Source organism: Paenibacillus sp. ISL-20 (genome assembly GCF_018613005.1).
In the GTDB taxonomy this organism is placed as follows: domain Bacteria; phylum Bacillota; class Bacilli; order Paenibacillales; family Paenibacillaceae; genus Paenibacillus_AQ.
The window spans coordinates 18,515-44,083 of record NZ_JAGGRD010000041.1 but is presented as its reverse complement, the minus strand read 5'-3'; the positions used below and the strand labels follow the sequence as shown (position 1 = coordinate 44,083).

General features: G+C 49.3%; 25 protein-coding genes. 7 read left to right on the top strand and 18 right to left on the bottom strand.

What is annotated here, in order from left to right; translation table 11 throughout:
* The 3 genes from J7E85_RS23730 to J7E85_RS23720 form a co-directional block, all read left to right on the top strand.
* Nucleotides 1-192 (top strand): transposase (locus J7E85_RS23730; RefSeq protein WP_215162132.1); only part of this gene is annotated, 192 nt, incomplete at its 5' end.
* 73 nt (nucleotides 193-265) lie between these two features.
* Complete coding sequence (locus tag J7E85_RS23725; protein WP_215162130.1) at nucleotides 266-826, top strand: CGNR zinc finger domain-containing protein; 561 nt, start codon at nucleotides 266-268, stop codon at nucleotides 824-826.
* Between the two features lie 66 nt (nucleotides 827-892).
* Nucleotides 893-1,333: a GNAT family N-acetyltransferase gene (locus J7E85_RS23720; RefSeq protein ID WP_215162128.1), complete on the top strand. Its 441-nt coding sequence runs from the start codon at nucleotides 893-895 to the stop codon at nucleotides 1,331-1,333.
* 115 nt (nucleotides 1,334-1,448) lie between these two features.
* Here J7E85_RS23720 and J7E85_RS23715 read toward each other — a convergent pair whose 3' ends face one another.
* The 10 genes from J7E85_RS23715 to J7E85_RS23670 form a co-directional block, all read right to left on the bottom strand.
* Nucleotides 1,449-3,662, bottom strand: a complete 2,214-nt coding sequence (locus J7E85_RS23715; RefSeq protein WP_285228845.1) for a Tex family protein — start codon at nucleotides 3,660-3,662, stop codon at nucleotides 1,449-1,451.
* 439 nt (nucleotides 3,663-4,101) lie between these two features.
* A complete protein-coding gene (locus J7E85_RS23710; RefSeq protein WP_006212388.1) occupies nucleotides 4,102-4,452 on the bottom strand; it encodes a type II toxin-antitoxin system PemK/MazF family toxin in 351 nt (116 codons plus the stop codon).
* Nucleotides 4,453-4,455: 3 nt separating this feature from the next.
* Entirely contained in the window at nucleotides 4,456-4,737 is a 282-nt protein-coding gene (locus J7E85_RS23705; RefSeq protein ID WP_028406492.1) for a CopG family ribbon-helix-helix protein, read from the bottom strand.
* 226 nt (nucleotides 4,738-4,963) lie between these two features.
* The gene (gene alr, locus J7E85_RS23700) at nucleotides 4,964-6,151 is read right to left on the bottom strand and encodes an alanine racemase (protein ID WP_215162126.1); all 1,188 of its coding nucleotides are present in this window, start codon (nucleotides 6,149-6,151) and stop codon (nucleotides 4,964-4,966) included.
* A 271-nt stretch (nucleotides 6,152-6,422) separates the two neighbouring features.
* A complete protein-coding gene (locus J7E85_RS23695) occupies nucleotides 6,423-7,535 on the bottom strand; it encodes an outer membrane lipoprotein-sorting protein (RefSeq protein WP_215162124.1) in 1,113 nt (370 codons plus the stop codon).
* Nucleotides 7,536-7,794: 259 nt separating this feature from the next.
* The gene (locus tag J7E85_RS23690) at nucleotides 7,795-9,123 is read right to left on the bottom strand and encodes an MFS transporter (protein WP_215162122.1); all 1,329 of its coding nucleotides are present in this window, start codon (nucleotides 9,121-9,123) and stop codon (nucleotides 7,795-7,797) included.
* Nucleotides 9,124-9,188: 65 nt separating this feature from the next.
* On the bottom strand, nucleotides 9,189-9,686 hold the full coding sequence (locus J7E85_RS23685; RefSeq protein ID WP_215162115.1) for a helix-turn-helix domain-containing protein: 498 nt from the start codon (nucleotides 9,684-9,686) through the stop codon (nucleotides 9,189-9,191).
* 174 nt (nucleotides 9,687-9,860) lie between these two features.
* Nucleotides 9,861-10,421: a GNAT family N-acetyltransferase gene (locus J7E85_RS23680; protein ID WP_215162113.1), complete on the bottom strand. Its 561-nt coding sequence runs from the start codon at nucleotides 10,419-10,421 to the stop codon at nucleotides 9,861-9,863.
* Between the two features lie 42 nt (nucleotides 10,422-10,463).
* Nucleotides 10,464-11,792, bottom strand: coding sequence for an alpha/beta hydrolase (locus J7E85_RS23675; protein WP_215162111.1), 1,329 nt, complete (start codon nucleotides 11,790-11,792; stop codon nucleotides 10,464-10,466).
* A 170-nt stretch (nucleotides 11,793-11,962) separates the two neighbouring features.
* Nucleotides 11,963-12,532 (bottom strand): GbsR/MarR family transcriptional regulator, encoded by a 570-nt coding sequence (locus tag J7E85_RS23670; protein ID WP_215162109.1) that lies wholly within the window; start codon nucleotides 12,530-12,532, stop codon nucleotides 11,963-11,965.
* Between the two features lie 373 nt (nucleotides 12,533-12,905).
* On the opposite strand from J7E85_RS23670, the gene J7E85_RS23665 reads away from it, so the two are divergent.
* Genes J7E85_RS23665 through J7E85_RS23655 form a run of 3 tightly spaced genes read left to right on the top strand, consistent with a single transcriptional unit; the run spans nucleotide 12,906 to nucleotide 15,857 of the window.
* Nucleotides 12,906-14,108 carry a quaternary amine ABC transporter ATP-binding protein gene (locus tag J7E85_RS23665; protein WP_215162107.1) on the top strand — a complete coding sequence of 401 codons (1,203 nt, stop codon included), beginning with the start codon at nucleotides 12,906-12,908 and terminating at the stop codon, nucleotides 14,106-14,108.
* Nucleotides 14,101-14,934, top strand: coding sequence for an ABC transporter permease (locus J7E85_RS23660; protein WP_215162105.1), 834 nt, complete (start codon nucleotides 14,101-14,103; stop codon nucleotides 14,932-14,934). Before J7E85_RS23665 ends, J7E85_RS23660 begins: the two co-directional genes overlap by 8 nt.
* Before the next feature lie 2 nt (nucleotides 14,935-14,936).
* On the top strand, nucleotides 14,937-15,857 hold the full coding sequence (locus J7E85_RS23655) for a glycine betaine ABC transporter substrate-binding protein (RefSeq protein ID WP_215162103.1): 921 nt from the start codon (nucleotides 14,937-14,939) through the stop codon (nucleotides 15,855-15,857).
* Between the two features lie 850 nt (nucleotides 15,858-16,707).
* On the opposite strand, the gene J7E85_RS23650 is transcribed toward J7E85_RS23655, so the two are convergent.
* The 3 genes from J7E85_RS23650 to J7E85_RS23640 form a co-directional block, all read right to left on the bottom strand.
* Nucleotides 16,708-17,439, bottom strand: coding sequence for a DUF6081 family protein (locus tag J7E85_RS23650; protein ID WP_098748735.1), 732 nt, complete (start codon nucleotides 17,437-17,439; stop codon nucleotides 16,708-16,710).
* A gap of 17 nt (nucleotides 17,440-17,456) precedes the next feature.
* Complete coding sequence (locus J7E85_RS23645) at nucleotides 17,457-18,383, bottom strand: prenyltransferase (RefSeq protein WP_215162101.1); 927 nt, start codon at nucleotides 18,381-18,383, stop codon at nucleotides 17,457-17,459.
* A 151-nt stretch (nucleotides 18,384-18,534) separates the two neighbouring features.
* Nucleotides 18,535-19,512, bottom strand: coding sequence for a LacI family DNA-binding transcriptional regulator (locus J7E85_RS23640; RefSeq protein ID WP_215162098.1), 978 nt, complete (start codon nucleotides 19,510-19,512; stop codon nucleotides 18,535-18,537).
* 371 nt (nucleotides 19,513-19,883) lie between these two features.
* On the opposite strand from J7E85_RS23640, the gene J7E85_RS23635 reads away from it, so the two are divergent.
* Nucleotides 19,884-20,060 carry a hypothetical protein gene (locus tag J7E85_RS23635; protein WP_179090683.1) on the top strand — a complete coding sequence of 59 codons (177 nt, stop codon included), beginning with the start codon at nucleotides 19,884-19,886 and terminating at the stop codon, nucleotides 20,058-20,060.
* A gap of 180 nt (nucleotides 20,061-20,240) precedes the next feature.
* Here the strand turns inward: J7E85_RS23635 and J7E85_RS23630 are convergent, their stop codons facing one another.
* From J7E85_RS23630 to J7E85_RS23610, 5 genes are all read right to left on the bottom strand, one after another.
* On the bottom strand, nucleotides 20,241-21,071 hold the full coding sequence (locus J7E85_RS23630; RefSeq protein WP_215162096.1) for a phosphoenolpyruvate hydrolase family protein: 831 nt from the start codon (nucleotides 21,069-21,071) through the stop codon (nucleotides 20,241-20,243).
* Between the two features lie 57 nt (nucleotides 21,072-21,128).
* Entirely contained in the window at nucleotides 21,129-22,340 is a 1,212-nt protein-coding gene (locus J7E85_RS23625; RefSeq protein WP_215162094.1) for a Tm-1-like ATP-binding domain-containing protein, read from the bottom strand.
* Nucleotides 22,341-22,467: 127 nt separating this feature from the next.
* The gene (locus J7E85_RS23620; protein WP_215162092.1) at nucleotides 22,468-23,709 is read right to left on the bottom strand and encodes a phosphoenolpyruvate hydrolase family protein; all 1,242 of its coding nucleotides are present in this window, start codon (nucleotides 23,707-23,709) and stop codon (nucleotides 22,468-22,470) included.
* 43 nt (nucleotides 23,710-23,752) lie between these two features.
* Nucleotides 23,753-24,388 carry a pyridoxamine 5'-phosphate oxidase family protein gene (locus J7E85_RS23615; RefSeq protein WP_215162139.1) on the bottom strand — a complete coding sequence of 212 codons (636 nt, stop codon included), beginning with the start codon at nucleotides 24,386-24,388 and terminating at the stop codon, nucleotides 23,753-23,755.
* A gap of 73 nt (nucleotides 24,389-24,461) precedes the next feature.
* Nucleotides 24,462-25,274, bottom strand: coding sequence for an undecaprenyl-diphosphate phosphatase (locus tag J7E85_RS23610; protein ID WP_215162090.1), 813 nt, complete (start codon nucleotides 25,272-25,274; stop codon nucleotides 24,462-24,464).
* Between the last annotated feature and the right edge of the window lie 295 nt (nucleotides 25,275-25,569).

The window sequence follows — 25,569 nt, the reverse complement described above, 5'->3', positions numbered from 1 at the left end:
TTTGTCTTCTTACCCAAATACTCGCCCGAGCTCAATCTTGTGGAGGGACTTTGGAAATGGCTGAAGAGCGACGTGGTTCACAATGTATTTTACAAGAAGTTTTATCATATTCGAGTTAACATCGCTGCGTTTATGAGACGAGTCAATATCCACCGGATGGAGACTATTGACCGCCTTTGCATCCGTCTGTAAATCAAAAGTTCAGTTTATATAGTAACATAAATATTTACTTGTTACAATAATGAGATGAGAAAGGATGAGCTTCATGTTATGGGATGATTTTATAAACAGCGAATGGCATGACTGGAGAGGCAGCGGCCGATCCGAGGACCGGCTTGCCCGTGAGGATTGGCTCACCGATTTTATAAACGAGTACGATCTCCCCATTGCCGTTCCGCTGACTTCGGATGGACTGGGATTTCTCCGGCAGCTTCGTTCCTTCCTGTTGACGTGTGTTCAGCACATCGTCGCGGGAGAGTCACCTTCTCCCAAGGAGATAGAGGAATTGAATCGCTGGATGGCGACAGGACCTGTTATTCGCCAACTCAAGATAAATGAGGATCAAAAATTTGTACTGGCTTATACCCTGCAAAATCCCGGCCTGCAAGCAGCGGCTGCCGAGATTGCCGGATCCTTGGCGTTAACCATCGAGCAAGGCGAGTTATCCCGGTTCCGCATCTGCACGAATCCCGATTGCCTCTGGGTATATTACGACGACACACGAAACCGTTCCAAACGTTATTGCGACGATAAAATGTGCGGCAATCTGATGAAGGTCCGACGGTTTCGGGCGAAGAAAAAGCAGCAATCGGACAGCGAGCGTTAAGCCGGGCGTTAGTGCTGGGCGCAGTATAACACAATATACATTTTGAACTAACTGAGGTGAGTAGTCATGAGCATCAAAAGGGTGACTCAAGCAGAATTGCCTTGGGTCAATCAACAATACGAACACATCAGCTTTCAGCCAAGTTCACTGGACAATGAAATTATTGCCATCGTCATGTCGCAAGACGACTACGCAGGGATCGGCCGATTGGTTAAACTTAATGACCACGAGGCGGAGCTCGGCGGTATTTATATTCTGGACAAGTTTAGAGGACAGTCCCTGGCACACGAAATCGTCACGTTTCTGGTAGAAGAATCAAAGAGATTGGGCCTAGATACGGTATACTGCATTCCGTTTGAAGAGCTGCAGCATTTCTATAAGAAGTTTGGTTTTCATGAATTCGATGTATCTGCTCCCACAGTCGAACCCAAAATTCTTACAAAATATCACTGGTGTCTGGAAAGTTACGATAAAAACGTCCTGCTGCTAAAGCTGAACCATCGCTAAACCAACCGCCAGGACATGCCGCCCCATTAGCTATGAGACCAGCGCAATTATGCAACAAAGAGCCGTTTCTCCTCAAAGGAGATACGGCTCTTCTTCTGCTACGCAGCAGTACCTATCACTGATCTTTCGGCTTGCGCATCGTCAATCCGACGCGGCCTTTTTTCAAATCTACATTCATCACCCACACGGTAACATTATCCCCCACAGAGACAACATCCATCGGATGTTTGACAAATCCATCGCTCAGCTGGGAAATATGCACCAGGCCGTCGCTCTTGATGCCGATATCCACAAAGGCGCCAAAATCGATGACATTGCGTACCGTTCCCTGCAGCTCCATTCCCGGCATAAGGTCCTCGATCTTCAGCACGTCCTGGCGGAAAATCGGCAGCGGCAATTCCTCCCGCGGATCGCGTCCCGGACGCTGTAAGCTGTCCAGAATATCGCGCAGCGTCGGTACACCAACCTCCAGCTTCACGGCAAGGTTCTCCGGCTGCTGGGCATCCAGCAGTTCAGCGAGCTCCTTGCTGCCGAGCTTGTCCAGACTTACCTGAAGTTCCTGGAACAAACGGTCAACCACCGCATAGGATTCCGGGTGAATCGGGGTGCGATCCAGTATGTTCTCACCTTCCGAAATCCGCATAAAGCCCACGCACTGCTCATAGGTCTTGGCACCGAGACGCGGAACCTTCTGCAGCTGCTTCCGGCTGACAAACTTCCCGTTCTCTTCCCGGTATTTCACGATATTTTTGGCAATGGTGGCATTGATGCCAGCCACATAGGAGAGTAGTGACGGCGATGCCGTATTCACATCCACCCCGACATGGTTAACCGCAGACTCCACGACGGCTTTCAGGCTCTCCTCCAGATGCTTCTGGGTGACGTCATGCTGATATTGGCCCACGCCGATCGATTTCGGATCGATCTTGACCAGCTCGGCCAGCGGATCCTGCACACGGCGTGCAATCGAGGCCGCGCTGCGCTCGGCAACATCCAGATCAGGGAACTCTTCTTGAGCCAGCTTCGAGGCCGAGTACACGCTTGCTCCCGCTTCATTGACGATGAGGTAAGCCAGCTCAGGGTCAGCGAGTTCCGCAATGACTTCTTCGGCTACGAACTGCTCCGTTTCACGGGATGCCGTACCGTTTCCGATGACAATAAGCTTGATGCCATATTTTGCAATCAGCTCTTTAATCTTCGCGGCCGCTTCCTGCTTCTTGTTGGCCGGCGGCGTCGGATAGGTTACTGCTACCTCAAGCAGCTTGCCTGTATCATCGACCACCGCAAGCTTACAACCGGTACGGTAAGCCGGGTCAACGCCCAGCACACAGCGACCCTTCACCGGCGGCTGAAGCAGCAGGCTGCGCAGGTTGCCCGCAAAGATGGAGATCGCCTGGTTCTCCCCTTTTTCCGTCAGCTCACCCCGTACTTCCCGTTCAATCGATGGGGCAATAAGACGTTTGTATGAATCCTCGATCACCGCCGTAAGAATGTCCGTGACGGCAGATGGACCTTTAAGCACCTGCTTGCCGATATACGCGTGAATGGAATCGGAAGGAACATCAAGCCCCACCTTCAGAATATTCTCGCGCTCTCCCCGGTTAATGGCCAAAATCCGATGCGGCGGCATTTTCTTCGCCAATTCCCGGTAATTGTAATAGTTCTCGTATACGGATTCCACTTCGGTATCCTTCGCCTCTGAGGTCAATATGCCGTGGTCCAGGCTGTATCTGCGTACCCAGGAACGGACGGTTGCGTCATCGGCAATGTTTTCGGCCAATATATCCATCGCGCCTTGGACAGCCTCTTCTGCCGAAGCCACACCCTTCTCCTCATCAACATACTTGGCTGCCTCAACCATCACATCAGCCTGTTTCGGCTGCGACCATATCCACTCCGACAGCGGCTCAAGTCCTTTTTCCTTCGCGACGCAGGCCCGGGTTTTACGCTTCTGCTTATACGGACGGTAGAGATCTTCTACCTCCTGCAGCTTAACGGCGGCCGTAATCGACGCCTTCAGATCTTCCGTCAGCTTGCCTTGCTCCTCTATGATGCGGATGACTTCCCGCTTACGGACCTCCAAATTGCGCAAATAGCCTGTCCGCTCTTCAATATCACGTAATTGGTTCTCATCCAGTTCGCCTGTCATTTCCTTACGGTAACGCGCAATAAACGGTATGGTATTGCCCTCATCCAGAAGTTCAACGGTCGTGCGCACCTGTTTTTCGGACAATTGAAGCTCCTTCGCGATCTGCTTCACGATCCGTTTCGATTCTTCCTTGCGAATCTGTTCCTCATTTACTTCCACAACAGCTTCTAATTCAGACAATGATATCCCTCTTTCTTCAATGAAACTATATTTGCTATTATCCCAAACTTAAGCGCTCATTTCCACTACATCGCTCACTTCGTAAGGCTTTAAGCTGCTTTTAATGTCAATTTCATCTGATTTTAAGATTTAATTTATATTCTTATTGTACGAACATGCCGCTGCCGGATATCCACACCTCATTACAATCAGGGGGCACCTTAAATGAATGACAAACATGCGATTGCCTGGTCCGTTGTCTGCCTTTTGTTTATCGCAGCGGCGGTCACTACGGCCTACATCCTCATACCTACAAACATGTAATCCACCACTCTCCAGTCTCATGCAGCAATTGCCGAGCCTTCAAACATACCATTCATATAAAAACCCTCAAGGAATTACTCCTTGAGGGTTTTTAGTCATAACATTCTATGTGGAAAACGTTAATGCTTGAATGGAATCAAAAATCAATCAAGCCCAGACTTATTTGCAGGGAATCATCCACCTTACTCATCATTTCATCATCAAGATGGGTGATTTTGTCAGTTAGCCGCTGCTTATCAATCGTCCGGATCTGCTCTAGCAAAATGACGGAATCCCGGTCAAATCCATGCGACGCCGCGTCGATTTCGACGTGAGTCGGCAGCTTGGCTTTTTGAATCTGTGCCGTAATGGCTGCAACAATCACAGTCGGACTAAACCGGTTGCCGATATCGTTCTGAATGACAAGGACCGGCCTTACGCCGCCCTGCTCAGAACCGACAACAGGTGATAAATCCGCAAAAAATACGTCGCCCCGTTTAACGATCACTGTCTACACCCCGCTTACTAAGCGGTCTAGAGTGTTGTCTGCATCTTCCTCCGCGTGAAACGCCTCAGAAGCCATGGTCAGGTTAATTTTGGCCATTTCCATATAACCTCGCTGCATGGATTCACGAATGTAACGTTTCTTCCGTTCATTCAGGTACAACTTCATGGCTTGCCTAATAAGCTCACTGCGGTTGGAATTTTCCAGCTGAGCGATCCCGTCCACTTCCTGCAAAAGATGATCCGGTAAACTGATCATGATTCGTTTGGTGTTCTGCATATTGGCCACCCTTTATTACACCCCCACAACCTTCTCGCCCTGTGCACCAGTATTACATTATTCAAGGAAAATTATACAAAAGAATATATATGCCGAAGGTATATCAAGTATGCTGCATATCATTATAAACTACAATCGACACTTTCGTACAGACTTAAACGACATATTCCTAATTCGGGAAGGTCTGTACTTATTCCTTCTTTCCTGAATAAATTACTTAGGGTGACATGACTTGTTAAAGGTTGCTCCAGAGTGCGTTTACGGTCTTCACGGGTATATCATCACGTATATACTGACGTGGTACCCGGTGGGCAATCATGCAGACGACCTCGTAGTGGATCGTCCCCAGCTTGGACGCCAGCTCATCTGCCGTAATACATTCGCCAGACTGCTGACCGATGAGTACAACCTCTTCACCAGCTTTAATTTGTTCCGCCTCATCGGCGAAAGGTTTGAGCGATACCATACATTGGTCCATACAGATAGTTCCGACTACAGGGACGCGGAGGCCGCGTATCAGTGCTTCCACTTTACCGCTCAGCATACGAGAGAAGCCATCGGCGTAACCGATGGGAAGGGTTCCAATTTGCTCTTCCTCCCCCGTTACATACTTCGTCCCGTAGCTGATACCGGAATGCGGAGGTAAATTTTTGACGTAGACAAGCTTTGTCTTTAACGTCATGACAGGGCGGAGGCTCACTGTCTTTCGATTCACCTCATCCGAAGGATACAGTCCGTACAAGCCGATGCCGACACGAACCATATCATAGGATAATTCGGGTGTATCAATTGCAGCAGCACTGTTGCCCGTATGTATGATGGGGATATGGTAGTCCTTATCCCGAAGAGCGTCCGCTACGCCCTGAAAACGGCGGTACTGTCCCAACGTATAGTCTTTGTTCTCTTCATCCGCTCTTGCAAAATGGGTAAACATTCCTTCGACAACAACCTGCGGCAGCGAAAATACTTCTTCTATAAAAGAAATTGCATCTTCGCCTGGAAGCAGGCCCAAACGACCCATTCCGCTGTCAATCTTGATGTGTACCTTGAGTGGCTTCTCCGGCTGGACCGGCAGTGCCTTTATCGCTTGGAGCACTTCCGAACTGAACAGGGTTATGGTTACATCATGCTCATAAGCGATCTTTACAGCCTCCGGTGGTGTATAACCGAGCACCAGGATTGGGCTAGAAATGCCTCCTTGCCGAAGCTCGAGCGCTTCATCCAGGAAAGCTACGCTTAAGTAAGCCACCCCCAGTTGCTGAAGTTCGCGTGCCACTTCTACAGCTCCGTGACCATAGGCGTTAGCCTTCACACAAGCAAGCAATTCCATGTGGCTTGGCAGGGCCTCACGAAAAGCGTTATAGTTGGCGCGCAGATGGTCCAGGTTGATCTCCGCCAGGGTAGGTCGATATATCGCTTGCAATTCCAGTCACCTTCTTACCATTTTGAAAAAAGCATTATGCTTTGCAATAGATTAATGGTAATGTTCCGGGGGGCAACTGTCAATTGAGACAAACTGCTTATTTATGAGGCTCGTGGTCCCCCCGGGGTGGCGAAACTTGGTGAAACATCGGAATATCTGCAAGAAATAGCGATAGGTCTACGGACGAAATTCCTTTATTTGGAAAAGAGGCGAATGGCCTCATTGTCGGAATTTTGCCCTCCTTCAATGCTCGGTATCCGCCTACTTCGTATTATTTACCCGATTCTCCCTGCATGGAAGCAGCGACTTTCTTCATTTCTTCGACAGGCAGATTGGCGCTCGTAATTCGGTATTCCACGCCTTCCGAATTCCAGGTTAGCGTTCTTTGCTGATCGCCGGTGAGCAGACCTACCGTTGTGAAATCGATATATACCGCCTCGCCCGGTACGAGGGAGACCGCACGATCCACCGGTCTGGATTCCATAATCGTGTATTGGTATACACCGTCATACTTCAGAATAACCGCATGATCCTTGTTCTCGGGAACTTCCATCGTGTCTTTGTTCGTGACCCCTGCAGGCACATATTCCGGATAGATGATGCCGAAGGATCCCATATCGCGACCGGAAGCCGCTTCTGTCAAACCTTCGGTTCCCTGAGTTCCGTTACCTTCCGTACCGGAAGCCACTGGTACCCCATTCTCGTCCACTTCGGCCATGGTACCCTTCGCATTGTTCATCGCACTTAAATTCTTGTTAGTATCAAACGAATCCTTCGTCAGGTTCGTATCGAAGGTAAAGGTGTTGAATTTCACCTCAACAACCACATTCGCTTCGGAGTCCGACACTTGTACCTGTTTCGGCGTGTAGTTATCCTTGGCGAGCCAAATCTTCTGACGAATCAACGAATGGCTGTGGTAATTGGCAGCCACATCAAACACGTAACTATCCTTATCCTCAACAAACTGACGGGTGTTGTCGCTCAAAATGCTGGTGAGCAGCGTTTGGTACAGATATACCTGTCCCTGATTATCCGGCCAGTCGCTCTTGAAGCGGAAGCTCTTGTTCAAGCTAGGCGTCAGAACGAACACGCCGTCATCGTTGCGAAGCACGATTTGCGTAATATCCTTTTGCCCATTGGTTAAACTGATCCGGTAGTAAGATGGAGACTGGTACCATACCTCAACCTGATACTCCTGCGGCGCCGAACCGGTATGTATGGTCATAACGCCCGCTCCCTGGTAAGCACCCTTGGCACTTTCCAGCTTATCAGCCACCTTGCCCAGATCCTTCACAACGCTGTCTGCATTCTTCTTCCCGCATCCCGCCAGTATTGTTGTTAAGCATAATACTACCGCGAGCAGCACCCATGAAATCCGGCGCATGTCATCATCCCCTTCAACACTTGTTTTGACTTGATTGATACATGTCTATGAGGGACTTGGTCACATTATGCAGACTAGCCTGACAAGCACCGCTGCGGTGGGACGCGGTAGGCGTCTACACTTCGCTTAAGTGGAAAAAGAGCCGTGATGAATCCGTCGATCGCTGATTCATCCTCGGCTCAGTTATTTGAGAAATTTCCAGTACGGGTGATCTTCTTCAGCCCTCTGTATAAGCATGGAAGCTTATCGAAGTTAACCTCTAAGGGGCTGTATGCATAGAAATGGACTTCTCAGGAGTTGCATTCGTATAAGGCGCAAACCATTCCTCATCCACATTGTCAGGTGATGGAAGACTGCGGGTGGACGAGTCAAAAATCCAGAAGATCCCTACACAGAATACGGCGATTCCGCATCCTGCAATAACGGATGAGCTTGCTGCAACAACGCCAAGAGCACCTCCAATTAGGCTGCCAAGCGGCATGGCAATTCCGCTGAGTCCGCTGGCTGCCGCGAACACCGTGCCCAATCTTTTCTCGGGTATCGCCTTCTGAATGACCGAATTGATGATAACGTTCGTAATGCCTCCGGGAAACCATGCCAAGCCGTACACCAGAACGACAAGCCATGTCCATGGGGTGAATACGCTGAGACACCAGGCAGCGCCCGATAAACAAAATGCTCCGGCAAAAAGATATCCAAGGGGGATGCGCTCCAGCTTCAAATACGGAGCCAGGATCGCGCCCAACAAACTTCCGCAAGCCTGGGCCATGAGCAGAACTCCGTATACACCCGCTCCGCCGAGGCTGTCCGCAAAGGCAGGCATAACCGTAAAGGTAGCCCCACCTGCGGCATTAATGACGATAATCCCCATCTGTACCCGTGCGAGCGGGGTTGCCAGGATGTAGCGAAGCCCCTCCTTCATGTCCGCCCAATAATTTTTAAGGGCATTTCGCATAGATTTTGAAGTTACGGTGTTTTTCATTTGTGCTTTATCTGCGTTGTTATCAGAAGTAATGATAGACTTCTTGATTTTCAGTTGCGAGAATAACAGGGCTCCAATGAAAAATCCGATCGAATTCCATAAGTAAAGGGATACTGCGCCCAGCACAATAATCAATACGCCGGATATTGCGTTGCAAGCGACATCGATGCCTTGATAGGCTAAGGAGAACAGCGAGTTGCCTTGCGTTAGCTGCTTCTTATCGAGAATTTTAGGAAGGGCCGACATTTGGGCCGGATATACCCACATATTCAGCGTGGATAGAACCGGTGTAATCGCCAGCACAACGCCTACTGTCAGAAAGTCGAAATAAAATGCAAGCGGAACGATCAACAGTAGAACAGCCTGAAATAACTGGGTGTATACCAGAAGCCCCCGTAAAGGAACGCGGTCAATCATCGGACCGGATAACAGTTGAATGATTCGGGGGAGAATCGAGAGGAATCCGGCAAGTCCCGTATACAATGTCGAGCCTCCCAGATCGTACACCAGCCACATGGCCGCTACCACGTACAGGCTATCGCCGATATTCGTAAGAATTCGGCCAACGAACAACAGCAGGAAATTGCGATTTTTTAATATTTCCACTAGAGAAACACTCCTTGATTTAAAGTTTAGTAGTTTTGGAGAGAAGAGGCTAAAGAAGCCCCTTCCTATTCGGACGTTTCCGTCGAAACCACGTTGATCCCTACTGCATATTCCTTGCTGTCGTCCCCTTTGGTTGCGAGGGTCTTGGTCACCCATTTTTCGAGCAGTTCTCTGAATTCCTTCGTCATTTCTTGGTATTGCTCGGCATTCAGCTGCATTCTCAGGCTTATCCTTGTGCGGCTGGCCGCTGCATAATCTTCGGCAAGAACCGGGTCTACCATTTGGGTTCCCTTGGTGTTAAACCACTTCGCTTTGGATTTATAATATTTCTCTACGATGCCGCCGACGGTCCGGGTCTCCACCAAATCTATTAATCCGCCGTCATATAACTTCTGAATATGATAGTGAATGCTTCCCGGCGAATCTCCCAATTCATCTGCTACTTGTTTGGCAGTTTTGGCCTTATCCAGCATGGTTCCGAGAATCTTCACCCGCTGAGCGCTGCCGAGCAGCTTCGCTTGTTCCACCGATATTTCGATGCTCTGATTATGATCTTGATCCATGACACAAACACTCCATTCTAAATTAAAATAGTCATTCTAATTGTGTAATTCATACGGTTATTTTTGTTCATTCCAATTTAATTTATCATTCTAATTTTCTAGATCGGTATGACACAATAATAAACCACCTATTACCATTTGTAAATAGGCGGCTTATAAATGGTTTATTTTTTTCTAAACAGGTTTGACCATATGATAATAAACATGCCCGTTAATCATGATGTCCTTATCTGTTTGATAACCTCTTCTTTCGTACAAAGAATGAGCGCGATGATTGTCGGTCACCACAGCGAGAGCAATTTTACGATACGTCAGTTCCTTTGCCCGATTCTCCGCATGATGTATAAGGGCCGAACCAATCCCCTTACCTCCAAACTGCGGAGAAACCGATAACGTATCGATATAGTACTCATCCTCGTCCGCTTCTTTATCCAGCGCTAGGGAAGGGTCATTCTTGAGCTTGCGCAAGCGATCCAGAATCGGACGATCCAATTCGGCCGCTTGATCGCCGCCGTAAGCAACGATAATGCCGGCCACCTCGCCGTCGATCTCTTTCACGGCAGCCTGTCGGTAACTGAGCCTGCCCTCGTCCGCTCGGAAATATTGCTCCAGCACTTCAAGCACTTTCTCTTCACTGTCTTCCCCTGTTAATTGATATGCTACGTCGTGTAGTGCATCGTACAACAGTCTTATCGCTGCAGCTGCATCTTGTGGTTTTGCTGATCTGATGGTCATGCCTATTCATCCTCCGATTACAATTCAATGCAATTTAGTAATTCAAGTATCCCAGTCCTCAACCTCATAAAACAGCTCCATCTCGGACAATGCTGTAAAAGAACGCCGTTTAACTTCAGGATCCCCGATCTTTTCGTGCAGTCCAAACCCTCTTGATACCTTGAACGTAAAAGACAAACCATGAGGTACCATCGCACTCCCCCTATATACGCCATCTCTGCAGTACGGAATCTCAAATCCAGCATAGATTGTGGGGGAAACCGGTGTGGAAGGCGGTACCTTCACCTGAATCGTTATTTTCACAAGCTCAGGCAGCTCTTCCACGATCTTAATCTCTTTATCTGCGCTCAAGCTTCCCATTTGCAGCGTAACCCGGGTGCTGCCAGGAGTTTGAGGCTTCAGCGTTCCGTCCGGCAGCAGCGTGAGCCATTCCGGCTCCTCAACATGATAAGTTCCGTTCATCAACGTTTGCACAAATCCGCTGTCGTATGTAATGACCGGATTCAATTGTTTGACGGGGCCGCTTACCCCTACGATGCCATCACCATGCAGCTTAATCGAGGTTGGTTTTCCAATGTCGCCGAAAAAATACAGCAGGGGCGCTTGCGCTCTGCCTGCCCAGTCACTTTGACTGTGAGACGCTCCCGGATCAAGGAACAGCATGAGATCTTCTCCCGGCACAAAGCCGTCTTGGATCAAGCGTGCTGCTTCCTCCCGTGCGTATTTTTCCATGAAGACCCCTTCTGCGCCGCCCATATCAAGCCATACCTTAAGATTCGGATGCGTACCGTATCTTTCATAAAAAGGATATTCCTTAAGCTCTCCTTGAGCATCAAAATAGGCTTTGACAAAATAAGGTGACATGACCGCTATGCTTCCGAACACATCCGGTCTTCTAAAGCCGATATTGTAGGTGACGATCCCGCCCGCAGACGAACCCATCATGGCCGTGTGCCCCGGACCCTTCAACGTGCGAAAGTTCTGATTGATATAGGGTAAAACTTCTTCAATAATAAATAACTCATACCGTTCGCCGGCAAACGGGGGATCGAACACCTGATGCATCCTTGGATTGTCATGGAAGTATTCATTCAGTCTTTGATGAGGAACCGTTGCGATGCCAACGATGATAATCTCCTGCATCCGTCCTTCGGACACCAGCCGATCTGCGGTGACATGCATCTCCCACGAGCCGCCTCGCTCATCTGCTGAAAATACATGCTGCCCGTCATGCATATAGAGTACGGCATAATGCTTCTCCGTATTCTCATGATAACTGGGTGGAAGATATACATACAAACTTCGGGTATTGCTTAAGTTAACCGATGGAAAATCTGCAATTTCAACCATTCTTGAGGACATATTGACCATTCTAACCCCTCCTGACTATTTTTGCACACCTTATGCACTTGCATTCGGTTATTCACTCCAGGCGATGCCAGATAACAAAAAAAGGCACAACCCGATAAAATCAGGTTGTACCTCTTAGGTAAGCATTGCCTTACTCCACATTATACTGGGGAAATCCCCCATTTTCAATATCAGGATTTGTCCTCTGGCGGCTCTTTTGGCACATAATTAAAGATATCGCCATCCACAAAAGTATCAATCAAGCGTTCCAGCCATTTATAATAAGCAACGGCCTCACGCATCTTTGCCTGATCCTCTTGCAACACCGCTGTCAGTTCTTCGTCATCTTCATGTGCTTTACGGAGCTTCTCCGTTTCGTCCAGCGCTTTGCGCAGGACCAGAATGTTGCTCTCCACCGATTTTCTCCATTTAATATCAAAGAAATCCACGAAGCTCTGGTACCAGTCATACTCCACTTCATACAAATCCTTGCGGGAACCCTTCTCCCACACCTTGTTTACCATTTTATAATCGAGCAACGTCCGCACGCCTGTACTCATGCTGGTCTTGCTCATCTTCATTTCCTGTCCCATTTCATCGAGGTTCATCGGTTTATCCGCAAAATAAAGCAATCCGTATAAATGTCCCGTTGAGAGTGGAATGCCGTACAAATCCATATTCCGTCCAATATTTTCAATGACACGCTTACGAATCTTATGCACGGCTGCCTGCCGTTCATCATCTAAATGGTACAAGCCCATGCTTGCAGCCTCCTCTATCTGTAACCATCCAAGAAGTCATGTCAATATAACAAAACTAGGTGGACTCGAAGTGTAGTGTGAACGATCTCCATGAAATTTAAACAAGCCCCGATCCACACACATTCTCTGATCTATTGTAGGGAAAGCTATTTTAAAAGTAAAGAAGATCGCTCTAGAGGATATCGGAGCATATGGGAGCATTTCAAAGGATAACTTTGTACAGTTTTTACTGTACGTACTTTACGTACGGATATAACGTTTGATACTTTACGTATCGGTTGTTACAATGGGTGACATGGGTTTACGAGACGACAGGAATAAGAAGACTCGGTCAAATGGACGCGTCTCTATACAATAAAAAGGAGGAGTACTTTTGGCTATTCTGCAAGTTAACAAAGTCAGCAAATTGTTCGGCGCGAATCCGGAACAAGGGATTCAATTGCTGGAGCAAGGCTGGAGTAAAACGCGAATTGCGAAAGAAAAAAATATAACGGTTGGCGTTAACCGTGTCAGCTTCGATATCCATGAAGGCGAGATTTTTGTCATCATGGGGTTGTCAGGCAGCGGTAAATCTACATTGGTCCGTTTGCTAAATCGGTTGATTGAACCAACATCGGGCGAAATATTGATTCACGGCAAGGATCTCCGAAAAATGAACAAGGAACAGCTGCGGGAAGTACGACGCAAAAAAATCAGCATGGTGTTCCAGAAATTCGCCTTGTTCCCTCATCGCTCGGTTGTAGAGAATGTGGAATACGGATTGGAAATTCAAAAGATAGACAAAAGCAAGCGGCACGAAGCGGCCATGAAGTCGCTTGAGCTTGTAGGCTTAAAAGGGTGGGAAGAAAAAATGCCCGATCAGCTTAGCGGCGGCATGCAGCAGCGTGTCGGGCTTGCCCGTGCACTCGCCAATGATCCAGAGATTTTGCTGATGGATGAGGCTTTCAGCGCACTGGATCCACTCATTCGCCGAGACATGCAGGACGAATTGATCGAGCTCCAGGACAAAATGAAAAAAACGATCGTGTTCATTACTCATGACCTGGACGAAGCTCTCCGGATCGGCGACCGCATTGCCTTGATGAAGGACGGTTCGATTGTACAGATCGGAACGCCGGAAGAAATCTTGACTCAGCCTGCCAACGATTATGTTGAGCGGTTCGTGGAAGATGTGGATCTGTCCAAGGTGCTTACCGCATCACGGGTTATGCGCCGTCCGGAGACCATTACGATGGATCGTGGACCTCGCGTTGCGCTGGAGCTTATGCGTGAACGGGGGATTTCGAACCTGTTCGTTATTGACCGTTCCAAGAAGCTGCTTGGCGTCATTACGGCCGAAGATGCATCCGATGCCATGAAGAATAACCGCAAGCTTGAGGATATTCTCATCACAGACGGTCCAAGTGTTGGTCCTGATACATTACTGAATGAATTGTTTGAAATTACGAGTATGGCTAAAGTGCCATTGGCTGTTGTGGATGAGACCGGCAGGTTGATGGGTGTTATCGTCCGCGGTGCTGTTCTTGGTGCCCTGGCCGGAGAAAGCAAGAGCGAGGAGGTGACGCAAGATGCCTAAGATTCCTCTAGCTAGCTGGGTTGATTCCTTGGTCGAATGGATGGGAGACGTTTTCTCCGGTTTCTTTGACGCCATCTCCTTCATTATCAAAAACGTCGTGCAGCTGTTTACGGATTTGTTCTTGCTTCCTCATCCGTATCTGTTCATTGTCATCCTGGCTGTCATTGCCTACCTATTAGGCCGTCTGCCGTTGACTTTGTTTACAGCCATCGGTTTTCTGCTCATCGATAACTTGGGCTACTGGTCACAGACCATGAGCACGCTCAGCCTGGTTATCACGGCAGCCTTGATCTCCGTTATACTGGGTGTTCCTCTGGGTATATGGGCGGCCTACAGCAAGTCGGCATCCCGCGTGATCATACCGGTTCTCGACTTTATGCAAACCATGCCGGCGTTTGTGTACTTGCTCCCTGCTGTCACATTCTTCAGCTTGGGCGTGGTTCCAGGGGTTATCGCTTCGGTTATCTTCGCCATTCCACCAACGATTCGCCTGACCCGCCTTGGCATTATGCAAGTATCAGGTGAACTGACGGAGGCTGCAGATGCATTCGGTTCGACTTCCGGGCAGAAATTGTTCAAGGTTCAGCTTCCGCTGGCCATGCCAACCTTGATGGCCGGTATTAACCAGACCATCATGCTGTCCTTGTCAATGGTCGTCATCGCTTCGATGATCGGTGCCCAAGGTATCGGTGCCGAGGTCTACCGGGCCGTAACCCAGCTGCAAATTGGTAAAGGGTTTGAAGCTGGCTTGGCTGTCGTTATTTTGGCGATTGTCCTCGACCGCTTTACACAAAATATATTTAAAACGAAAAAAAGGGGTGCTTAATTTTGAAGAAACAAAAGTTTTGGTTGCTGCTAAGCTTGGCTGCTGTTCTGGTTCTGTCTGCTTGCGGACAGGGCGGAAACGGCGGCACGGATGGAACGACGGACAAAGGGACTGACGGCGGTGCTACTGCTTCCCTCGGCGAACAAGTGAAACATGAAATCATCGGTATTGATCCAGGTGCAGGTATTATGAAAGCTGCGGCGGCTGCGATTAATGAATATGGATTGACCGACTGGAAACTGATCGAAGGCTCCGGTGCTGCCATGACGGCAACCCTCAACAAAGCCATCAAGAACGAGGATCCGATCATTATTACCGGTTGGACTCCGCACTGGATGTTTGCCAAGTATGACCTGAAGTATCTGGAAGATCCGAAGAAAGTATTCGGTGAAGCGGAAGAGATCCACACCGTTGTCCGTCTTGGACTGAAAGAAGATCATCCGGAAGCTTACAAGTTCCTGAGCAATTTCAAGTGGACATCCGACGATATGGGTCAGATTATGACGGCAATCCAAGAAGGCCAAGACCCTGAGGCTGCCGCTAAAGAATGGGCAGACAGCAACGCAGAGAAAGTGGATGCCTGGCTTGAAGGCGTTCAGCCGGTTGACGGCAAGAGCTTCAAATTCAGTTATGTAGCCTGGGATTCCGAGATTGCCAGCACCAACCTGTTGAAAGTGATCATGGAAGAGAAGCTCGGATACAAAGTTGACGCGCTTCAAGTAGAAGCAGGCCCAATGTGGACCGGCGTTGCCAATGGCGACGTGGATGCAACCGTAGCAGCATGGCTTCCATTGACGCATGCCGACTACTGGGATAAGTTCAAGGACCAAGTCGAAGACCTTGGCGCTAACATGGAAGGCGTAAAAACCGGCCTGGTGGTTCCGTCTTACGTGGAGGCAAATTCGATTGAAGATTTGAAGTAAATGAATGTAAGTAGCCATCCCATGGCATATGGGGTGGCTTTTTTCTTTTCGTGCTCACGATTGTCGGCCTGGTCTGAGGAGGATGTATCCGTTCCGGTCGCTGTTGAAACCAGGAAAACGGGATGATATTCTTGCGGTATTTTCCCGGTTTCAAAGGCGAACGCCAGGTCTCCTCCACGGATACATCCTCTTTTCTTGGCTGGCCTCCAATCTTTCCACCCAACGAAAAGATAGCCATCCCTTTCTTCTGGGATGGCTTCTTGGGGGCTGGGCGGGGGAGGGGCTGAGCTGACCAGTTCCACACGGTCAGCTAGCCTGATTTATTGCCGGGCATGCTGTGACTCCTCTGGACTCACAGGCTTGTTGGCACAGCTTGTTGGGACTGGTGGTGCCCGGTGCAGTCCCTCTTAATCAAGCAAGTCTGTCGGCTTGCTCTCCTCCACCGATACATCCTCTACTCTTGGCTGGCTCCGATTTTTCCACACCCGGATTGCCGGACATGCTGTGACTCCCCTTGGGACTCACAGGCTCGCCGGCTCAGCTTGTAGGGGCTGCTGGTGCCCAGGTGCTGTCCCTCTTAATTAAGCAAGCCTGTCGGCTTGCTTTCCTCACCGATACATCCTCTACTCTTGGCTGGCTCCAATCTTTCCACACCCGGATTGCCGGTCATGCTGTAAATCCCCTTGGGACTCACAGGTTTGTCGGCCTAGCTTCCTTGGCCTTTCGGGGGCTGCCTTCCCCGATACGGCCTCGTAACATTGTACGAGCACTACTGCAGCTCGTCCTTCTCTCACAAAAAAAGATCATGCCCACAAAAATGAGCATGATCTTTTTTCTACTATAATAAGCACTATTCTTTTATCGTAACCGTTACGGGAGAGTATTCGGCAATAACGGTTTGTCCATGCACGGATACGCTGCCCTGCGGCGTAAGATCTTTTTCGGTCATGATGCCAAGCGCGATGGTGAATTTGTTGAACTTGATAGGGATGTTCTTCTCCCGGCGGATCTCTTCGCCGTTCACGTAGAAGATCGCTTCGTCCTCAGCACGGTTATACGTGATTTTGTACGTGTTGAATTCCCGCGGCGTGAAGTGTGTATCCTCCTCTTTGAAAATGCAGAAGTAACGGGTCTTGTCCGATTCCGGCACCTGCACGCCCGGGAACGGCAGGACGGCATACACGCTGGCGTACTTGTCGTTCGAAGCAAAAAAGTCCAGTGCTGCGCCCGTGCTGAAATCAAGCAGATTCAAAGATACGTAGCCGTCATACAAGTCGCCGGGAACCGTACCTTGGGTGCGTGCCCGAATTTGCAGCTCGAACGTGACCTCACCGGATTCCGGCACTTCCACCTCTTCGTTGGAATAATACATATGCTTGGCATTATCGAGAATTTGGATCTGATCATTCTGGCGGCTCAGCGGCGCGCGCACGTACAGGATGCCGTTGCGGACGATCACGACCGCATTCGGCTCGCGATATTCCCAGAATGAGCCGTCCGGCAGCGGGAAACCGCCAATCTTCCAAGTCCCGCTCTCGGACAGGATGGAGTGAAAATCACCAAAAACGCGTTGTTGTTCCATCTAATTCCCCTTCTTCCTTACAAAGTCTGAATGATTCCTTGGATAAGCAATGACAGGATCAGCACGCCGCCGCAGCGCATGGTGGTCATCGTTGACGCACCCATCAGCGGTAAATAGGCTTCGGAACGGTTGCTGTCCTTCAGTCTTCCATAGACAAGATACAACGGAATCATCGTAAGCAGTGCAATCAATGCGTAAGGCGGGAGCGCCCCGGCCAACACACATGCTATCAAGGATAAGCAGGCTAGCAGCAGCAGGACCCGCGAGAAGCTCAGCGCTCTTTTTTCACCCCATACCACCACCAGGGTCTTCTTCCCGGCCTGACGGTCTGCCTGCCAATGTAAAAAGTGATGATTAAACAAAATCAGCGTTGTCAGCAGCCCGATGGGCAGTGACAGCAGCAGCGCCCGGACATCCATATGTGAGGTTTGAACGTAGTATGCGCCCATCACCGGTAAAATACCAAAGGATAGCAAAATCGCAATCTCGCTGAACCCCTTGCCGCGATATCCGAATTGAATCGGCGGTGCGACATAGAAATAAGCGATCAACCCGCCAAGTCCGCCGAAGACGAAAGCCCACCAGCCACTGATCAAACTGAGGATAATGCCGCTCAGCGCAGCAATCCCGAACAGTGTCCAGGTAACGATCTCGAATTTACGGAGCGACCAGACGCCCTTCGTAAGAAAACCGGAGTTCGTGGAGATTGCATCTACATGCTCCTGCGCTTCCGTATCCGTTCCGTTCTTATAGTCCCACAAATCGTTCACCATATTGGAGAACAGATGGGCAGCGCCGCTACCGATCAAGGTCAATAAAAAGAGGCCTAAATGGACTTCACCTGTCCATACATAAGCCCCGAGTGCTCCCAAAGCAACCGGAATCAGCATAACAGGAATTACTTTGATTCGGGAAGCTTTTTTAAACTGTTCAAGGGCATCCACTTGGTTATGCTCCTTTCCTTCTATAATACAGAATAGAACGCCTGCAGACAGCTGCAGACGTTAACGTTGTGAAACATGGAACTTGCATAAATAAGAATATCATAATTGTCGAACTTTGTAATCCGTTTGTTAGAACTTGGCTATGCAACCATTATACCGATGAGCGCTCGATTAGCTCAAAGGCAAGCTCCTTGCGAATCGGGTCTTCCTGCTCCCCTTGAATATGCCCATACAGCATCTTGAAGGCCTCGGAGCCCATATCAAACAGCCGGTTATCAATCGTGGTGAGACCCAGCATTTTGCCGATCGGCTGGTTGTCGAATCCGATAACAGCGAGCTCTTGCGGAATGGACAGTCCTCTCTTCTCGGCTTCATAGATCAAACCGGCGGCCACATGGTCACCCGTTACCAGCAAGCTACTTGGACGTTCCTCCATAGCGGACAGCCGATCCATAATCGCCGCACCGTCTTCCAGATCGATACAGCCATCCAATATCCATTCCTGACGGAAAGGCTCCCTGATCTCCTTAAGGACTTCTTCATATGTCACTTGGCGTGCCCTCGTGCTCGGACTATCCAGTCTTCCCACCGTGAAGCCGATGCGTCGATGTCCCCGCTTTATCAAATAGTGCATGGCACTGCGAAATGCCTCCGCATGGTTTATATATATAGAAGAAAATAATCGTTCGCCCGCATCCTGACAGCATACAATCGGTCCATAAGCGCAGTAGGCTTCGATCTGTTTCGGAGTCACGGCCGACGATAAAATAATGATGCCGTCAATCTCGCGGTTACGCAGCATCTCCAGCACTTCCACTTCCTTATCCGGCGCATACCCGGTTTGGCACAGGATCAGGCGATAGCTAGCGGCAAGCGCTTCTTGTCCAGCTCCCTCCATCAGCAAGGAGAAGTAGGCATGATTTATAAACGGCAGCATGATGGCAATATTCATCGTTTTCCCTGTAATCAGATGGACCGCATTCATATTCCGGGCGTATTTCAGCTGTTTCATGGTCTCCAACACACGTGTCCGCTTATCTTCTCTGACATAGGGATGATTGTTCAGCACCCGGGATACCGTTGACACCGAAACGCCTGCCAGCTTGGCAATCTCTTTAATATTAGCCACAATCCATCAAGCCCCCTTCATCCACTGGTTCCTTCCTGATACTATCATGATTGCTTTCCCTATTCAAAGGGAAGCAACCCGGTAGCAAAAGGCAGTTGTATTAACGATCCGAAACCGTCCCTTGGAAATTCCAGAGCTAATCTCAGCGCACGGAAGGATTACAAGATGAATGCAAAAGATGAACAACGATAAAAAGAAAACTTGATCTGGTATGCTTTTCATACTTTACACTGAGGTTGGGTGGAAACCTTCATTCATTGTCAGCGTGACCGCAAGGGCGTGATGGCAAGGGCAAGGCTTCTGCCTTTTTATCATGATTCGTGAAACTTGGACCTTGTCCATAACGTTATCCTTGTCAAAAGGAGTGATGGATGATGGAGACGTTCGGCAGAGGCTGCCTGTACTTGATCATTGGCATGGTGGTATTGCTGCTGCTTGCCCTGCTATTGGGGACAACAATTACGATCCCTTGGTTTATCTTCATTCCAATAATTATTATTGCCTTTGCTATAGCTGCATCCAAGAGCAAGCACAAGGATGATGATTAAGCGAAACCGCAGGTCACGTCGCCGGATGCTAAATGGGTTGTTTACGCCTCGTTTTCGGAACCACATGCGAGTTTAGCCCGATCAGTCGATTACCTTGCCACCGTACACAAAAAAAGACTCCCTTCCCGGGAGTCCTTTTCATTCCATATGATTCCGAACGTTCTGTAGCAGGTTACCTGTTTATTTCGAGATATTCTTGAATGCCTCTGTCTGCTGCTTAATGCCGACCTCGGTGGCAAAACGCTCGATGCTGGAAGCTCCGAAGAATCCCTCGACTCCCTTGGTTCTGGACAATACATACGCCGCATCCTCAGGTTCTGCAATCGGACCGCCATGGCACAGAATCATAATGTCCGGGTTAATGGCTTTACCGGCATCGCAGATCGCTTGAATCTTTTCAACGCAATCGTCGAGTGTCAATGCTGTTTTCGCACCTATGGTTCCTTTTGTGGTAAGGCCCATATGAGCAACCAGGACATCGGCTCCTGCTTCAGCCATCTTCTTCGCTTGATCGACATCAAACACATACGGGGTAGTCAGCATATCCAGCTCATGCGCCTTCCGGATCATCTCAACCTCCAGATCATAGCCCATGCCCGTCTCTTCCAGATTCGCCCGGAATACGCCGTCAATCAAGCCAACCGTCGGAAAGTTCTGCACGCCGGCAAAGCCTTGCTCCTTAAGCTGCTTGAGGAAAATATCCATGATCCGGAACGGATCCGTGCCACAAACACCCGCCAATACTGGCGTATGCTTCACGACCGGCAGCACCTCGCTTCCCATGTCCACCACAATCTGGTTCGCATCTCCGTACGCCATCAGTCCGGCGAGTGAGCCGCGCCCAGCCATCCGATAACGGCCTGAATTGTATATAATAATCAGGTCCACACCACCAGCTTCGGCGCTCTTGGCCGATATGCCTGTCCCTGCTCCCGCTCCCAATAATACTTTACCTGCTGCTACTTCCGCTTTTAATTTTGCTAACACTTCTGCTCTTGTTGTCATTGCCATGATCATGTCCTCCTTCAGTGTGAATACTTGAGTGTGGGTGTGTAACCTGCGCCAAACTTATTGCCGTTTCATCAGTTCCATCAGCTTATCGGCCGCAGCCACGGCAAAAGCTTGATCATTGATGTCGGTATTCATCTCGATCAATTCAACAGTTTTACGGTCTATGCGTTGTCTTAACGTGTCAAACAGCATCTTATCCTCTTCCGGTCCATGGAATGATTCGCCTTCCACGTCGAGCATCGATACACCCTGCAAAGGAAGCATCAGCACGGTAGATCCTTGTGACATATTCAATTTGTCTGCAATCAACTCCCCAAGCTGCCGGTTCTCCTCAACTGTGGTCCGCATCAGCGTAACCGAGGGGTTATGCTTGTACAGATTCCGCTCCCGGAATGCCTCCGGCACGGTATCATAAGGACCGAAGTTGACCATATCCAGCGCTCCGGTTGATACGACCTGCGGCACCTTGCAGCGTCCGGCTGCTTCCAGGCGATGCGGACCAGCCGCCAAAACGCCGCCCACCAGCTCATCACACCATTCTGTTGTCGTCAAATCCAGTACACCGTCTATATATCCGGCCTCAATGAGGCTTTCCATCGTTTGTCCGCCCGTACCTGTTGCGTGAAATACAAGCACTTCGTAACCATGCAACTCCAGATGCGCCCTGGCATAATCGATGCACGGGGTCGTAACCCCAAACATTGTCGCTGCAACCAGCGGCTTTTTATCCATCGGGGGCACCGATTCGAACTGAACCATACCGGCAATCGCATGTGCCGCGTTCGTGAATATTTTGGTGGAAAACGAATTCAGTCCGGATACATCCACGATGGACGGGAACATGATAATGTCACTTGTCCCCACATAAGGTGCTGTATTGCCGGATGCGACCGTGGACACCATCAGTTTCGGAACGCCGATCGGCAATGCCCTCATGCCCGCTGTGACGATGGAAGTACCTCCAGTACCGCCGAATGACAGCATGGCGTCGAATTTGCCCTCCGCATACAGCTTCGGTACAATTTTTTCCATTCCTAGAGCCAATGCCTCAGTACCTGCCGACCGATCCTTCCGGGCCGCGATCTCGCGTATATCCACACCAGCTGCCGCTGCAACTTCGATGTTGGATACATCCGGCGTGAACATCGGCTCAAACACACCGCTGTGGATCATAAACGTCTTTAACCCCAAGCTCTCGATAACGGATTTAACGTATGAAAACTCGGCACCCTTCGAATCAAATGTCCCCGCAATAGCTACCGTCTTCACCGTGCTGACCTCCTCCATATCTCATCTCAGGATCGCTTGCACCCGTCCTGACAGGTCCAGCATAGGATCCCTACAAGACCATAATACAGCGCTTTCAAATAAAAAAGATCGTATCGATGTACGATCTTTATGTATATTTGTCTTTCATATGTTGACGATAGGATTGGGGAGAAGTTCCCGCGTATTTTTTGAAGGTTTTGCTGAAATGAACATAGTCAGGGTAGCCTACCAGCTCGGCTATTCTGCCCAGGGACAACTTGCTGTGCTTCATGATTTCCTGCGCTTTGTGAATCCTGTATTTAGCTATATATTCCGGAAAGCTGCACCCCACTTCCCTGTTAAACAGGGCGCTCAAATGCGTTCGTGAAACATGAATACGCTCTGCCAGCTCGTTCATTGAAATCGGGCCCGCGTAATTCTCGGCAACATATTCCTTCACAAATGCAACATAATCCATCGGCTCTTCGAGCCGCGTCAGCTTCTCCATCAGCTGCCGATCCTGCTCCAAATGCCCCGTTGCCTTAAAACGATGCGTTGCATCCACAATGGCTTCTTCCGTCGGTGTTCGTTCAAAGCTCGAACCGCCCACGTAACCCATGGCTGACGTGTTGTCATACATATACTGAACATCGATTGGCATATGGACCGGACCGCCATACACCAGCTTGATTGGCCGCCTGTCCGAAGCATCACATACTTCAAATATGTCTCTGGCGATTTCCGCCCCCTTCTCCAGCGACCATGCTTTCGTGGTGCCCATCAACCCGCCTGTCGTGACGCCCAAATGGGCGCAGATGATATCGGCCCCCGCATCCAGCATCCACATCGTCTGCTCTGGAGTAAAAACAAAGGCCATCGTAAACATATCTTGCGCATGAGCAGCCCGGATGGTCTCTACCTCCTGCAGATAGGTGATGCCTTCTTCCTCTAAAGCTTCACGAAACTGTCCATCTATCAGTCCTACGGTCGGATAGTTAATAATGCCGGCAAAACCGCTGCCGCGGATGAATGCCAAGTAATCGGGAAGCTGAATGGTTGGATCTGTCCCGCATAGGCCGAAGATCACCGGTATGTCACGGACCACCGAAAGAATCTCCCGCAAGCCGAATTCCATCACCATTTCATTGCCGTTCGCGTAGGGCATGAAACCCGCCAGGGAGCCGAGCCCCATCTGCCGAAAACGGCCCGAATTCAGGGCCAGTATCAAATCAGCCCCGCCCTTAACCGCATATTTTGCCGAGATTCCTGCCCCTGCCGCAACGCCAATCAATCGCTCCTGCGTCCGTATTCCTTTATGCAATCGGTCTAAAATTTGTTCTCTGGTCGTTATCAAAGCTATTGGTCCCCTTATCTTCAATCTGACCGTCATAATCATCGTTTCCTTATATCGCTAATCCTATTATAAATGAATATCAATAGAGACGCTTGTCGTAACTGTCCTGTAATCCCCGAGTAACCGACTCCTCCGTCACACGATCTTGATTCACATGATCCGCAATGATCCGTGATGGATTCGGCAGCTGCTCGCTCGGCATCCAGGAATCAGGTTTCCATGCTTGGGAGCGTATGAAGGCTTTTGCACAGTGGATATAGCATTCTTCGACCTGTACCCCGATACCAAGCCATGGTCGTTTGCCCTGTACACTGAGCTGCTCCATAATTTCTTCGTCTCTTACCAGAACGGCGCTACCGTTGACTCGTAAGGTCTCCTTCAAACCCGGTATGACAAACACGATGCCGACCCTCGGGTTGGACAGGATATTGCGCAGCGAATCAAAACGGCGATTGCCCGGACGTTCCGGAATAACCAAACAGGATTCATCCATCACATGTACAAACCCCGGTGCATCCCCCCTGGGCGAAACATCGCAATAACCGGATGCGTCCGAAGTAGCTATAAATAGCAACGGACTCTTGGCAATGAAGTCTTTGCAGTGATGATCCAATCGATCAATCGTTTTATGTTTGACGACGTGACTGGACTCGCCGAACAGTTCGCGAAGCTCCTCCTCCGATGTAATGATGGACTGAAAAGGACCTTTTGTCATCATAATCACTCCCCCACGAATGTATAGAGCCCCCCACAAGTTCAGAAGAACCTATGGGAAGCCCTACTCATTATTATAAGAAGACAAGCAGCAAAATACCAACGACAAAGCAATAATAAGCGAAATATTTCAGATTACCCCGTGCCATGATATTCATGAACCATTTCATCGCAAAATAGGTACAGAACAGGGTAGCGATAAATGCTATGAGATAAGGCATTAGCAGCGAAGAAAATTTGGGATCCGATGTGATATCCGACACCCCCAGCACCATGCCGCCGAGACTTATAGGAATATACAGCATAAAGGAAAACCGCAGCGCTGTCTCCTGCTTCATCCCCACAGCGATCGACGTAATGACGGTCGAACCGGATCGGCTAATACCCGGGATCAGCGCAACCGCCTGGGCTAAACCTACGATAAGCGCGTCCTTGAATGACAGGTCATTGTCCAGCTTGCGGCCGCGAAGATTCCGAATCAGCCAAAGGGCTACCCCCGTGAACAGCAGCGCAACGCCTACCGTACGTACAGAGGCAAATATTTCTTCAATCTGATCCTTGAACAACAGACCGATAATGACGGCCGGAATCGTACCTACGATAATATACAGAATAAACATGAAGTCGGATTTATACTCCGGTTTTCGTGTGCGCAAATAACTTAGGCCGTTCACGATCAATCTCTGCAAATCCTTGCGAAAGATAAATACAATCGCAATTAATGATGCCGTATTGGTCAGAATTTCAAACGACAGCCCGTTCTGCTCCATGCCCATGAGTCTCTGGGCGACAATCAAATGACCGCTGGAGGATACCGGAATCGGCTCCGTAACCCCCTGCACAATACCCAATAGCAAGTACTTCAACCACAAGATGAAATCTTCCATAACTCTCCTACTCTCTTTACAACATTTGTATTGCTATAAAAAATACTAGTCTATCATAGCCCAAAAAAATAGCAATAATCAAACCACGAATGGGCAAAAAAGGTATGTAAACAAGAGAAGCCCCTCTAACCACGGAATTAGAGGGGCTCCTAATCTATTGTTAAGAGGTGATTCCATCATAAGATATGTAGCTTAATGAAACCTTAAAGCTTCATTAGCGAGACATAAAAAGTTGTGAGCGCCCCATTGATCACTATGATCACTCATTAGAGTGGATTAATATTCGCAACAATAG